The sequence below is a fragment of the Burkholderia sp. PAMC 26561 genome (genome assembly GCF_001557535.2).
Classification (GTDB): domain Bacteria; phylum Pseudomonadota; class Gammaproteobacteria; order Burkholderiales; family Burkholderiaceae; genus Caballeronia.
In genome coordinates, this window is sequence record NZ_CP014306.1 from 1,587,797 (window position 1) to 1,601,283 (window position 13,487).

At 53.7% G+C, this 13,487-nt stretch carries 8 protein-coding genes and 2 pseudogenes; 8 read left to right on the plus strand and 2 right to left on the minus strand.

Going from position 1 to position 13,487, the window contains the following annotated elements; translation table 11 throughout:
- The first annotated feature begins 310 nt into the window (after nt 1–310).
- From AXG89_RS07520 to AXG89_RS07550, 6 genes and pseudogenes are all read left to right on the plus strand, one after another.
- Nucleotides 311–1,528 (plus strand): tyrosine-type recombinase/integrase, encoded by a 1,218-nt coding sequence (locus tag AXG89_RS07520; protein WP_062168923.1) that lies wholly within the window; start codon nt 311–313, stop codon nt 1,526–1,528.
- On the plus strand, nt 1,529–3,139 hold the full coding sequence (locus tag AXG89_RS07525) for a tyrosine-type recombinase/integrase (RefSeq protein ID WP_062168926.1): 1,611 nt from the start codon (nt 1,529–1,531) through the stop codon (nt 3,137–3,139).
- Complete coding sequence (locus AXG89_RS07530) at nt 3,126–5,069, plus strand: hypothetical protein (protein WP_062168928.1); 1,944 nt, start codon at nt 3,126–3,128, stop codon at nt 5,067–5,069. Before AXG89_RS07525 ends, AXG89_RS07530 begins: the two co-directional genes overlap by 14 nt.
- Before the next feature lie 83 nt (nt 5,070–5,152).
- Nucleotides 5,153–5,569, plus strand: coding sequence for a hypothetical protein (locus tag AXG89_RS07535; protein WP_069638367.1), 417 nt, complete (start codon nt 5,153–5,155; stop codon nt 5,567–5,569).
- An 883-nt stretch (nt 5,570–6,452) separates the two neighbouring features.
- A pseudogene (locus tag AXG89_RS07545) lies at nt 6,453–7,436 on the plus strand (nucleoid-associated protein); the annotation flags it as partial.
- A 2-nt stretch (nt 7,437–7,438) separates the two neighbouring features.
- A complete protein-coding gene (locus tag AXG89_RS07550) occupies nt 7,439–8,698 on the plus strand; it encodes a hypothetical protein (RefSeq protein ID WP_062168935.1) in 1,260 nt (419 codons plus the stop codon).
- Nucleotides 8,699–9,026: 328 nt separating this feature from the next.
- Here the strand turns inward: AXG89_RS07550 and AXG89_RS07555 are convergent.
- A pseudogene (locus AXG89_RS07555) lies at nt 9,027–9,263 on the minus strand (hypothetical protein); the annotation flags it as partial.
- A 546-nt stretch (nt 9,264–9,809) separates the two neighbouring features.
- On the opposite strand from AXG89_RS07555, the gene AXG89_RS07560 reads away from it, so the two are divergent.
- Nucleotides 9,810–10,742, plus strand: a complete 933-nt coding sequence (locus AXG89_RS07560; RefSeq protein ID WP_062168940.1) for a response regulator — start codon at nt 9,810–9,812, stop codon at nt 10,740–10,742.
- Nucleotides 10,743–11,506: 764 nt separating this feature from the next.
- On the opposite strand, the gene AXG89_RS07565 is transcribed toward AXG89_RS07560, so the two are convergent.
- Nucleotides 11,507–12,247 (minus strand): hypothetical protein, encoded by a 741-nt coding sequence (locus tag AXG89_RS07565; RefSeq protein ID WP_062168942.1) that lies wholly within the window; start codon nt 12,245–12,247, stop codon nt 11,507–11,509.
- Nucleotides 12,248–12,689: 442 nt separating this feature from the next.
- Between AXG89_RS07565 and AXG89_RS07570 the strand changes: the two genes are divergently transcribed.
- Entirely contained in the window at nt 12,690–13,361 is a 672-nt protein-coding gene (locus tag AXG89_RS07570) for a hypothetical protein (protein ID WP_062168944.1), read from the plus strand.
- Nucleotides 13,362–13,487 lie beyond the last annotated feature (126 nt).

Here is a 13,487-nt window from a genome sequence, read left to right on the forward strand (position 1 = left end):
AGAAGCGCGGTGGCAACACCGAATCTGGTACCGCCGCACGTTCCTGCAGGTGGGTCTCGCAGTTTCGTCGACAGCAAACAGAAAAAAAATTACTTGTTGGTGTTTGCGGGTCGCTGTGAACTCCCGTTCCTCACCATAGGAGAAGCCCGTTTCAATGGCCTTCGCTTCAAGACATTGCTTAACTCAATGTTAAAAATTTACACATTGCGTATCTATAGACAAGTTGTTGATTGTTAAGGAAAATTTATGGTCTACAAGCGTCGCCGGAGCTGGATTCGAGCAGGTGTTTTCACATCACGAGGGCAAACACATGGACGTGACGAGGATGGGCGAAAGGCCTATACAACGCTTTGAAGTGAAGCGCCTAACCCTCACCGGGGCAAATGCTGGTGAGCGATTTGTGTTGGTCATTGACGCAGATACCAGATGGCCAATTGCGCTAGTCAACGAGTACCTCATGATTGTGCTGCGTCTCATCGTCGCGTCTTCCACCCTTTATCGTGCTGCCACCGCGCTAGCGCTTTTCCTTTCGTGGGGTGCTACGAATGGCGTAGACGTCGCGGCGCGCCTGCTGTCGGGCGAAACGTTCACGAAAAACGAACTTAATACCTCGCTGAGGACTTTTCTACGTAAGCCACGCCGCCGTGCGGGCGACAATAAAACACAGAACATCGTTACATCAAATGACGAGTTTCGAAAGCGCGTTTGGGCCATACGCAAGTTCTGTGGACAGGTGATGGATGACGTCATGTCCCGTGCACCGGAAAGACGTCTTCGTGCGCTCAATATCCGCAAAGAATTATTGAATAGGATGCTGACAGAACTTCTTCCTAGGAAGAATGCCCCCGCAAAGCGGATTGCATTAACTGATAAACAGGTTGCGGAATTAATAAGACTCACAGCGCCCGAGTGCCATGAAAACGCTTGGGTGAGACCCGCTGTAAGGGTGAGAAATCAAGTGATTGTCCTTCTGTTTTTGCTTTGTGGCCTTCGACGCGGTGAGCTGCTCAAACTGCAAGTCAATGACATCAGGCTCGAGAAACTCCAGATTGCCGTTTGCCGACGCCCAGACGACGCGTTGGACCCAAGAATAATTGAACCGAACGTGAAAACTGCCGCCCGCCTACTTCCTATTCCGCCAGCGCTGGCTTCAATTCTTGAGTCATATATCCTTGACCACCGGCGACAGATTCGTAACGCAACGCGTGGCCCCTACCTCGTAGTGAGCTCAAAGGATGGCCAGCCTTTAACTGTTTCAGCCACAAACAAAGTGATTGTGGATATTCGGGACAGTTGGCCGACGCTATTTCCCGGTTTAAAGCCTCACATTCTGCGGCACACGTTTTTCGAGAATGTAAAACGCGTCATGGCAGAAAGTCAGACCGTGCCGGCCTCGAAAGTTAAAACGGGCAATTATCTGATGGGATGGGCCGGAGACAATAGTAGTACTTACGAACAGGGAGCGATTGCTAAACAGGCATTTGATGTCGCAAAGGAATATCAACAGCAGCTATTTGGCGAGTCCTAAATGAAAACTCTTTTACTTAATGAGTTATTGGCATCGTTTGAATACGACGATGAGACCTATGGCATTCCAACTGAGGTCATCGATTCACAAGGTCAACCAGTCGACACAAGCTCCGATTTGTGGCGTCTGAATGGCGGGGTCAAACGCCTAATCATCGATTGGGATTCGTTTGCTTGTCCTAGCATTTCGTTGGAATACGTTCTCAAACTGTACGTCATTGACCGTATTGAAAAGTGTTCCTCGGCCGAGGCTTACAACTTGTTCCGGCAGTTCTGCAATTCGTTGCCAAAGACTGCAGCTTGGGAACAAATGAGGAAACTCAGAATACACGGCACGTTCCGCGTGTTGCTAAAAAATATGGTCTCGGAAATCTTGACGCAGCTTAGACATAGCGAGTTTCTTTGGAAGTTTGCTCGCATCAGGGCGTGGTATCTCTGGGTGGTCGATGAGTTTTCGTCTCTTATCGCATCAGAATTTTTTCTAGATGAAATCCAGAACATTAGGATACCCGGAAATCTGAAAGGACATGCCGTCTCCACTAATGACCCTGACGAAGGGCCGCTGTCGCCTGAGGAGGTACAACTTGTCCAACGGGCGCTTCACGACGACAGCTGCTGGGGTTTTGAGTCCGTCCAACAAAGAGCAGCGGTCGCTCTATGCCTTGCCTACGGAAGGAACGCATCGAACTATGCGCTCCTCAGGGAGTGTGACGTCGTCCAGACGAATCCAGGGGTGCCCCTGAACCGGCGTGTCTTTATTCTTAATATGCCTCGCATCAAAAAAAGAGACCAAGACTATCCAAGGCAAGATTTTATCCAAGAGTACTGCGACGATGGACTATTGCTGATGATTGAGTTCTTGATAGGCGCAAGTCGTCATATTGACACCGGGCATTTGCCGAGACCGCTATTTTCGAGGCAGAAGCCGTTTGAATGGGACATCGGAACTCCGAATGAGCCGTTTGCGTGGCATATGCACCCAACGGATTTCACAAAACTCGTAAGAAACTTCGCTAAGCGGCTTGGGCTAGTGTCCCCCCGGACAGGTCGAAGCCTACGGTTGACGCCGCGCAGGCTGAGATACACGTATGCAGTCGCGATGGTCCGCATGGGCGTAAGCAAAGAGGTTCTCATGTTGAAGCTCGACCACAGCGATACGCAGAATTTGCAAGTCTATTTGGATTTGAGGGATGAGCAACTTGCTCTACTCGATGCGGCAGGCGGGCAGCGCTTCAATGAAATTTTCGGATATTTTAAGGGAACGGTTGTGGCAGGGCCTGATGATGCACTCAATGGGCACGACCCTGCAAGGCGCGTAATATTTTTAAGACGCGAAAGCCCGGAGGATGCGGTTGACCTCGGTGCTTGCGGCCAACATTCGCGTTGCTTTCAACATCCCCCATTTTCGTGTTACGGCTGTCCCAAATTCCAGCCGTTCGTCGAGGCACAACACGGCAAGGTTCTCAACTACGCGGAGAACGAACGGTCAAGATATCTCAAGGCGGGAAATGAGAACCTTGCCGAGCAAATGAACGTTCTCATAGCCGGGGTAAGAGAAGCCATAGCGAAGGTAAAAGTCTGGAAGGAGAAAAAGGCAAATGGCGGAGGATAAACCAATAAAAACGCTTATTCCGTTGGCCCGAAGGGAGTGCGAGGCGCGACAACAAGCGCTCATTGCGGAAGCGAAATCGCTCGCGCCATTCGGCCCCGTCGATTGGGACTGCTCTTGTTGGGACGTTACTGCGGCCTATGCCAAGCGCAACAGCACCTCGAAGGGGCGGCCAACGACTCGCCTTCACTTCACGCAGCATCGCGCGGAGAGCAAGAAAAAGGGTGTGGGAGAGCCATTTACGTCGTCGTTCTCCAACCTCGTGAAAGCCCTTGTTTGCCTACGTGCTTCTCGGCGCAATCAGGGCTCGGGCAATCAGCAAATATATATAAATGTTTTTCGGTATATATACGATGTTCTAAAAACTTCAGGGCGCAGATTGCTCGAAGTCACTCATGCCGACTTCGACCTCGCTTGGGACGCTGCCCACCGCTCCCCCATGAAGCTGGTTACCTTGATTAAGGTCAAGGGACACTTGGAGAATGCTGCCGCCGATATCGACCGCTATCGTATAGCTGCCGTCCGGCTAAACTGGAGCGGCGCCGTGCGACCCCATCGGCGCTCGTCTCCAGCGAGTCAGTCAGGCCCCAACCCAGGAACCGTCTTGTCAGACAAAGGCTGTAAGCTTCCCTCAGAAGATGTATATAGGGCAGTTGGCTGGCTGTACCAGAACATCCCCCGTTATGTCTGGCCAGACCGGGTTCTCATATGTCTTACCACTATTTCCTGCTTTCTTGGTTATCGTTCAGAGGACCTCCGTAAGCTACCGTCGCAGCCCGTTCAGTACGATGCGAATCGCAAGGCCCACTATCTGGTCAGGTACGGCTCCAAACGCGGGAAGCCCGGTGAAAAAATTATTCCGTCGGCTGCAGTCGAGATTATTAGTGAAGCGGTTGAGGAGCTATTGTCCTTGACGCGAGATGTCCGCGCTACGGCTACATGGCTCCGTTTAAATCCAGGCAAAGCCTATCTCGGGCGCATGCCCGAACACGCAACCCTGGCGCAAGCGGCCGAAGCTATGGTCGGATTTGTTAACGCAAAATCGGCTGGGAAATACCTCGAAAAGAACGGAGTCACGATAATTGATGGGCGCGTCGCCAAGGACGACGTCGAGGTTCAGCTCGGGAAGTTGGTCCAATCCACACCGTGCCATACCGTGTTGGGTGGAACTCACGAGATGTGGTTGAAAGACTGCCTGGGAATTGCGTTTATCGACGGAATGCATCGAGGAAGCCGATGGACAAAGGAGTATTCAGTAAAGCCGATAACGCACGGGCAACTCTATGACTTTCTTTGTGGCAAGGGAAAAAAAGCGTCGGTGTTTGAACGCTATGAGTTGCTCGGTGCCTACGGCGACCCGCTTAGACTACCGACCCATGGACCACGACATTTTGTGAACGACCTGCTTGACCGTGGCGGGATGCCAGAACTAGTCCAGGCAGAATGGTTTGGCAGAAGGAACATTTCGGATAACAAAGCTTACCAGCACAAAACTGACGTCGAATACGCAGATGAAGCCCGGGACAAGCTTAAGCAAGGAACTTTATTTGGAAAATTCGCGGAGCAGGTTGCAAAAGAACCAGTCGAGCGCCGCGAGGCGGTCATCGCGGCAAAGATTCATTTTGTGCATAGGACTGACTACGGAATGTGCATTCGCGACTTCTCTCAGGTGCCGTGCGACCAGTATGGGGAATGTCTGCAGGGTTGTGGAAGCGTTCTCTTAGACCCGTTCAACGACGTGACGACAGAGGCGCTTAAGGAGAAGCGCCGGTTCCTTCTTGTCGCACTGCGGTCAGTTCGAAAGAAGCTCGGTGAGGGGGTCTATGGTGCGGACTCGGCATTGAATGCGTATAGACAGGAACTCGTGGTTATTCGAAAATTTTTGCTTCGTCGCGCTGCAGGAGCGCCCACAGCATGTTGCGGACAGGGCTAACCTAAGCACTCTAAAAATGTCGGTCAACATGCAATTTAACCCACTTCGAGCCGGCGCCACGGATGACGGGCGAGGGATTTAATATGAAACGAAAGATTCGTGCTAACCGCAAGATGACTGAAGATGATGTACTTCGGATTAAGGGTGAGCTCAAGCGCTGGGAGATGAAAGAGCTTGGTACCAAACTGACTTGGGACATTCTCGAGCGGTTCAGCGGTTTTACGCGGCCGGCACTGTCGGCGCACCCGGAGATTGTGGATGCTCTGAAGTTAGCGCGGTTGGCTTTGCAATCCGACCGAGCCGCTGCAACTCGCGCGTCCCTTTCCCGAGCAGACGAGATAGTGCGAGAAAATGCGCGATTGGCCAAAGAACTTGCAAAGTATAAGCGTGGTGAAGACGTGTGGCATGAAAAGTGGATTTGCATCGCATATAACGCGCAAGCTAGAGGAATTTCGATTGAGGAGCTGACCCAGAATATTCCTCCGAATGGTCGCAGATAGGGAGGCACGTAAAGCCGTTAGGAAGGCTACAACGGATATGGCAAGAAGAGGCACACCAGTCGAAGTCAGGACTGGCGCATGCCACCAATAAGGTGCCTCCTTGCCCGTGCAGGACGCTGGGCCGACAAGTGAATCACTCGACGACGCATCCTCGGCATTGCGGCGACTCATTCCGATTGGGAGGCAAGGGCGAACTTGCGCGACCGGGTCACGGCCGCCAAGTGTCGGCGAAGCCGATTCGAGAACGTTAGACAAACAACCTCGGTGACAGCCTGACGGACTCGCCGTCGCGCCAACACTTGAATCGCGCAAAGAAGTACTGTATAAATATACAGTACTAAACGGCCCTCACATACTTCGTTAAGTATCTGACATTCGGCTGAAATTTCGTCAACTTTGGAGTTCGTGCGATGTGAATTTCTAGATATGGGTATTCAAGTAACGCGTGTTGCTGAATTTTTTATTCGTCCGGCATTTTTCAACTATGTTGCCATTAGGCGCTGGTATAGACTACGGCGATTTTCCGCAAAAGGTGAGTTTGACTTCACTCCGTTTTGCAGGATGTTGAAACTAAACAGGGCGACTGAGAGGCGACGCGTCGTTGGTCTGGCGCGCGAAAGGTCTGCCCGACGAAAAGATTGGGACCAACATGTCAATCAAAGTTCATCACAGCATCATCCACGCATTCGAGAAGGATTCAGACAAGCCTTTAGGTCTAGTCACGAAAATGACGGTCCTTTTAGATAGCGAGTTGCAGGGAGTTAGGTCACTAGTCTGGGGAATGGCGGCACTGTTCGGAAAAAAGGAAAACAGTCAGGAATGAGGGCATTTCGGTGGTGACGGTAGAGAAGGGCCGTTTCCGCCCAGCTTCGACGGGTTCGTTCGCAACCTCGACAATGGCAAACAATTTTTGTCTCTGTCGCACACAATCCTTGATGAGGTTACGAAACTCGCGAGTGAACAAAAGTGGGCGACCGGAGGCCACGTCCTGTGCGCTATATATGAGTTCGTCAAGAATGAAGCGCCAGCCGTTGCTGGGAATGACGATGTAGAAGCGAACGCCGCAGCCGGCAATGCCCCGGCCGCAGGCGGGGTCGAGGTTGCGCCCGAGTTCGATGGCCCCGCTGGAGAGATGTTCTTTATAGTTGCAATGGTCAAGCAGCGAGGCGGATTAACACTCGACGCCAATCTTGTCCCTGTCGGCATCAACGAGGTCGACATGTCGAAGCTTCACCAAGCCGCCCTGATTCGAGTGGGCAGGTACAACACGGTTAAAGCGCTTCCGCCTCTTCAAGAAGATTCGGATGATGAACATGACCGCATCTACCTGTCGTTCGTTTCCCAGCATGCTAATCGTGGCTCCTCAAGCTATTTCATTCATGCCCTGGGCTGCGTGGTCGGCGTGTCGCCAGCAAAGGCGACAACAAAGCTGTTCGCAGCGGTCGACGCGTTTTTTACCGAACGCAAGCCTCTATTGCCATATCGCCGGTCCGCGAAGGAACGCCTAACTGCACACTTGCAGAACGCGTCCGAGAACGGGAAGCCCGTAACAATAGACGGACTGTACGAACTGCTAATACGCGAGGTGCCACCTGACCTGGCAGAGCAAGTTCGAGATATCGCGGAATTTCTGAACGACGAGCGTCGTCAAGTTCCAGCGACTTTCGAGGTTAGCAAGTCCGTCTTAACGCGCTTCGCAAGCGTTGCGCTAAACGGTGAAGGCTATACAGTCAAGTTTGAGAAGTCTCTTCTCGGGACAGACGTCAATTCCGATTTCCACTACGACAAGGAGCAGAAAACCTTGACTATTCGCAATCTCAGTCCGGATGTCACGGCGCGGCTCGACAAAGTGCTCACGGGCGGCTGACCATGCTGTCAAATGCTGTCGCGCTTTATCGCGCTTTAAACCGGCCGCAGGTTACGCGGGGGGGGAACTTCGAGTTCACCGGTACCTTGAATCCGAAGACCCTCGCGTTGCTTGTTCAGTGTGAGCAACTGGATGAGAAGTTCGGCCGCTACGAACGTCAGGCTCTGCCCGATGGGACCATGCGCGTGGAGGGTCGTTTTCCTCGCAATGGCGAGGCGCGCTCCTACTCTTCTCTTCATGAGTTTTTCGAGCTGACGCCAACGCTGGCGACCGGCACGCTGCCGGCAAGTTATTTCATCGTCGATATCGATTACTGTTCCTTCGACACCGTCAAACCAGATGTCATCGTCAAGGTTGAGCGCCTTGTGACTTTCGTGGAGCTACTCACGAAGCTCGCGGACGACAATATGCGTTCCAGCAGTCAAGCAAATCGATTGCTGTTTATTCTTCCCTCAGATGGAGGAAAAGTTCGACGGACCGCTTTGATGCAAATTCGTGCGGAGGAAGAAGCGCTTGGATGCGCTTCTCCGGATGTTGGGGTGCTGACGGAACTTGTCGACGGAGAGAATAGCGCGAAGCTGCACATAATGGAACGGCGGCTGCTGATGCGAACTGCCATTAGCGATGTACTGGCAACGGCGTCGGTCGACACTAATGACTTAACGCACCTGTGCTTCAATTGGGAAGAAGTGCTGCGCCAGTTCAGCAACAATCTGCATGCGTACATCAACAACTTCGCGTTTGATGAGGTTAGGAAAAAAATCGTCGATGCAGAGCTCGAATATGCGTCGAAGTTAAGCGCCGTCTTCGGCGACATCGCAGGAAAATTGCTCGCTCTGCCTGTTTCGTTGTTGGCTGTGGCGTTGCTCGATGAGGCGAAGACAGACTCCGGTTTCGTTTTCGCTTGCGCAGGGCTCGGCGTCGTTTCGTTGGTCCTTGTTTTCGTTTTGTGGAATCTTTGGCTCCAGGCAGCGCGACTGCGGAGCGGTTTTGAGTTTGTTTTCGCGCCGGTATTCGATAAGAGCTCAACCTATCCAGCGGCGCTGCGCGATGTGCTCGACAAACGGAAATTGGAACTTAGAAAGCAGATGCGTCTTACGACGGTCACCTTTTTCGTATTCTTTATGGTGGCGTTAGGACCCGCATTGGGCGCTGTGTGGAAACTCTGGATGAGATTCCCCGCATTTGGCAGTTTGTGGAGCGAACTGCTCGTGTACTGGACCAATTTCCTTGCGAGCGCGCCGCCGTTGCTGCACTCGTAGCGAGTAAAGATTTCCATGCGACCTACTTCGCCGGGAATGCGCGAAGCACGGCTTCAACTATCCTTCCGGCGTCAGGATTGGCGTCAAAATATCGCCAAAATCCTCGACGGTCGCTTCGGTCTTCGTCGTAGATAGCTTCCAAATGCTTTCGTGTCAGTGAGAGTCCTCTGGCGACTGCGATTTCAATGAATGCGGCAGCCGCTAGCGGCTCCAAGGGACGCTTGCCTTTGACGTTCGACCCGACACGCCAGGGAGGCGTCTCCATCTCATCTTTATAAAGTCCAGACCTCGGCTTAGACACACAAATGCTCCACGCCGCATGGGAAATCTTTCCGAGAGTCGCATCGTCCAGTCCAAGCGACTTGTAGTCGCCGATTATGTCTTCGGCTTCCGAAGGAGCGCCCGGTATGGGCGTTTCATCTTCAACTTTCGCCATGGCGAGCATGTCCTTGTCGGGCGCAGCCGCCACCGATTGCCATAACGCCTCGCGCCGATTTCCCGCCAGTGACGACAGTGCGTTAGCCGCAGCGAGAACTTGAAGGTCATGCCGGTCGGCGACCAGTCGCTCTTTGTTACCGTCGGCTCAGTGAATCCGACTTTGACCGGACGCACGCCGCGAACTTCGCGCCGACCGACGCGCGCAAAAGAGTCGCATAGTTGCTCTGACAGGACATGCCGATTTAGAGGGAGGCAGTAGCATGTCAGTTTCCGACGGATGCATCGTCAAGCCGATTGCAATGGCAAGCGCTAGAGGCGCTTTTTCAAAGCCGACGAGCCGTCACAGGTGTGAGTCGGGGGGCGCCGGTCTATTTAGGGCTGTGAGTGCTTCGACGTAGAGTGCGTATGCAATGCCGGCGCTTATCCCGAAACCGTTTCCAGCTTGACGCCGCTTCTGTCGGGTCTCCGCACCAAGCGAGGAAGAAAAGCACCTTGCTTTTGGTCACCATTCTTTCAATACTCCTCATTGGGACCCCAGCATCTCCCTCATGAGGGCCGCCCTTCCGCAATCTAAAGGCCGACGGCCTGAATCGCAAACGCTGGGTGGTCCGCATTAAGCAGCAGTTGCCGGTGCGACTAAGGGCGTTGGCACGCTCTGCGAGGAGACAGCTGGATGAGCACACCATCAAGTGAAAAGGGCGGCGGAATACACCAGTTCGCGACGACCGCATCGGCCGTTATCCGTGCCGTAGTGTTGCTTGTTGTTGTAGTTTTCGCCCTGTGGCACTGGCCTTATCTATCGGTGTGGCTCTCTACAGTTACTCACGGCGAGATTTATCCGACCGGCATCAGAGTTGACAGGGCGGTTCAAACCCAGCAGGCCATCTCCAAATACAGCGAGCGAGCTGCTACGGCCGGCATGCCGTTTAGTTTGGATTTCGCGCAGGCAGCGGTCACGCTCGCGGCAAGGACCGCCCCCGCTCTGGCGGGCGCCACCGTCCTTTGGGTTGATGATAAGCCAGGGAATAACCAGTTTTTAGTTGAGGCACTCGCCAGTTTTGGCATCAGCGTGATTCGCGCCTATTCCACGCAAGAGGCGATTGAGCGCTTAGACCGCGACAGCTATTCACTCGTGATTTCGAACGTTAATCGCCCCAAAGACGTCAACCCGTCCGTTCGTCTGTCAAATTGCCCCGTCCGTTACTTTGACTGGCCGAGAAATGTCGACCCTGTGACACACGGGAAGACGCTAGACGAGTTCACAAAAGAGAGCAATGAATCGCCCCAAGCCGGGTTGGCGTTAGTCGAGTTGATTCGTCAAAAAAGCGACGTTCCAGTCATCATATTTACGAGCGCGAGTGCGCACGTGCTCGCGGACCGGTGTACGGAGATGGTGACCGACCGAGGCGACATTTTGCTGCAGTACGTTGTCTCAGCCTTAGCGTTAACCCGTTGGCGTTTGTTGTCAGGTAAAGACGCGGACAATTGGGCGGCCGACACACGCCCAAGCTCAAGCGCGGAAGTCTCGACCCGTGTTCCTTATGGCGCGGCGGCGAGCGCCCCGTTGGGTGCCAGTCGCGGTCGGGGCGGTGCCTCTGTGTACTAAGTTGGGTCGGTCTTGGTCCCTACGCTTCTGCTCGCTAGCCGATGTCATTAAGGCTGAACGGCGTCCCGCCTTCGTGCAAGTCGAACCAAAGCGACAGCTTGTCGTGGACCTGGAATGGTAACCATCTCCTTCTTGGCGGCGACCGAGCTTACTTGATGCTACATCCTCTGGAAGATGGCAGCGGGCATGAGACTCATCGAAACGACATCGCGCCAACTGCGAACACGGTCGAGGATTGATGTCTTGGGCAAGCAAGCGGCCGGGCGCGGTTGTGCTGGACCCGAACCCAGCGAACCCACCCCGGAGGGAGGGTGTCCGCCCATTACGGAGAACGAGAGGCTTATTGCCTTGGTTGCTGGAGACAGTGAGCGAAATTGCTGGCACGACAGCAGACGCGGCCGGAACATTACCAACTGGATGTGAAGCCGAGCAAGACATGGAGCAATTGCAGTAGTTCTTTGGCAACAGTACGTCCGCTCGGAGTCGGTGAGACGTCTACATCTGGCTGCGCAGTCCTCGGACGTTTTGTTTTGGATGGTGCGACCTCTTGCCAGCGCCTCAGACTCGTCGTCCGCAACGCTGCGACCTGCCGAACGACCAGCAAGCGACGAGGTAACAGTGAGCGTCATGAAGCGGAAGGGGCCGGTGCGCGCGGGAACAATATCCATCGTGCTGAAACCGTCACCGGCATTGGTGAGTCCCCATGCCTTCTAGCTGAGAATATCGGCAATGTCCAGGCGATTTCCACCGCGCCATCTCGGTGACTAATGGGACTCCTCGTAAACACGGAAGTAGACTGCAATGCGTTTCCCATCAACCTCGCGTGGATGGTTGGAGTGAGGCACGGTGCCCTTGAGGACGAATACGTGTCCCGCTGGACCATAGACTGGCACAGCATCTGTATCTTCGAACTGCTGTTTCTCTGCTACCGCACACAGCGCTGCCGCCAACTTTTCGCCAACAGTCTCCCTAGCAAAAACTTTGTCGACGTCGGCGGCAAGCGAAGGCCATAGGACAAGAGCTGCATCCGCCTTCGCAGCTATGTCATCGAGGTAAACACCTACGATTGCCATGGGCACGTCAGGATGCTTAGTTTTAGCGCCATCCTCCAGTCCATCAAGATGTGAGCCATTCTCCAAGCCACCGGACTCGCGGACGGCTATTTGAGGACGTGTCATAGACCTACATTCGTCTATCGGCCCGATGGCGTAAGCAACTTTCTGTTGAACGATGTACCGTAACTGATTTAAGGGCAAGGAGGTCTCGTCTCTGCGCCGCCAAGCCTCCACACTTTCGTCGACCATCTCCGGGCAAGCAGTCACGTAGGCGACATCCCTTTTCTGTTCGTCCGTTTCTCCCAAGGTGTATCGGCGCTCTATCTCGCTTCGAAGTTCCCGCACCAGTTGTCCCGAGATGGTGTCGCCTAAGGTTGAGTAGCCAAGTCTTTCATAATCAGCGGCTGCCCACGTTGCGTTGGTAAAATATTTAGATGGAGCGGAGACCATAATTCAAATTCAGGCTAATGGACTGGCCTCGGCGTCGAACCGTGACCCATTCACATGGTTTGTGAAAAAGCGAGCGTATGCGTTGCACCGACATCGCTGACAAAAAGATACCCGGTACTTCTAGCTCAATTGCTCGCTGCATTTCCGGTGTGTTTAACTTGCTAGTTCGGACACACTACCTCACCACCAGAGCAGCTTTCCAACAAATTTTTCTAGGCCAACCGGCGAGCGGCCCACGGCAACAACGTCGGCGGCCTTGTGCTAGCTCGCCTAATCCATTGCACGATGTGCGCTACCAACTAGGGCCGAGTCAATTGCGGCGGGAGCTAAAGTGGTACGATAAGTGACTGCGCGTACCGCATCCTTGCAATACCGCACTGTCGGCAATAAAGCGGTTTTCATGTTAGGCCGCTCAACAATTTAACTCGACATGTGAGGCTTGATGGGAGACATTCCGCAGCCGCAGCCCGACGCGCGCGAAGTCGAGTTTTACGCCGCAGCGCTAAACGCATTTTATACAACATCGCTAGAGCACGACAAAAGCGTATTCACGCTGTCTGCAGGCGGGGTAGGTCTGCTGGTAGCCTTACTCACATCCTCAGTCGGCATCACTTCGTTCGCAGAACTTGTCGCATACCTGACAGGAATTTTGTGTTTCGTGCTATCACTGGCGCTGCTTCTTGTAATATTCAGACTCAACAAGAACCATATCGTTGCGGTGGTTAGCGGCGACGACAAGCTCGAAAGCAATTTCCTCAAGTACCTGGACATAGCCGCAATGACCGCGTTCGGCTTAGGCGCGATGTGCGCCGGGGTAGTCGGGGTACTTGGCGCAGTTCATATTTACGAGATAAAGGAAAACAAAATGGCTGAGAGCAAGAAACCCACGACAACTTGGGCAGTTGTTGGTGACAGCGTAGATGGCATCCGACAACTCCGGCCGGACGTGATGCAAAAGAGTTTCAACGGCATCGAAAAATTGCGGCCGCAAGCTACCGCTGGCGCGTCCTCGACGACTGCCACGGCTGCTAAGCCTACCGCATCAACGCCGTCAGCTTCCGGCTCGCCATCCGCGTCAGTGCCGACCAATTCCACGCCAGCAAAAGGTAAATAAACACGCGAAAGGTTTTGCTTTGCTATGGCCGCCTCCGCAGGCACCTGTAACCCTCTACACCGCTTTTGCCGAGCAGGGGTGCGAGAGAATCTGCCTGCAGATACGTATCCGGAAGGAGCCGGATGC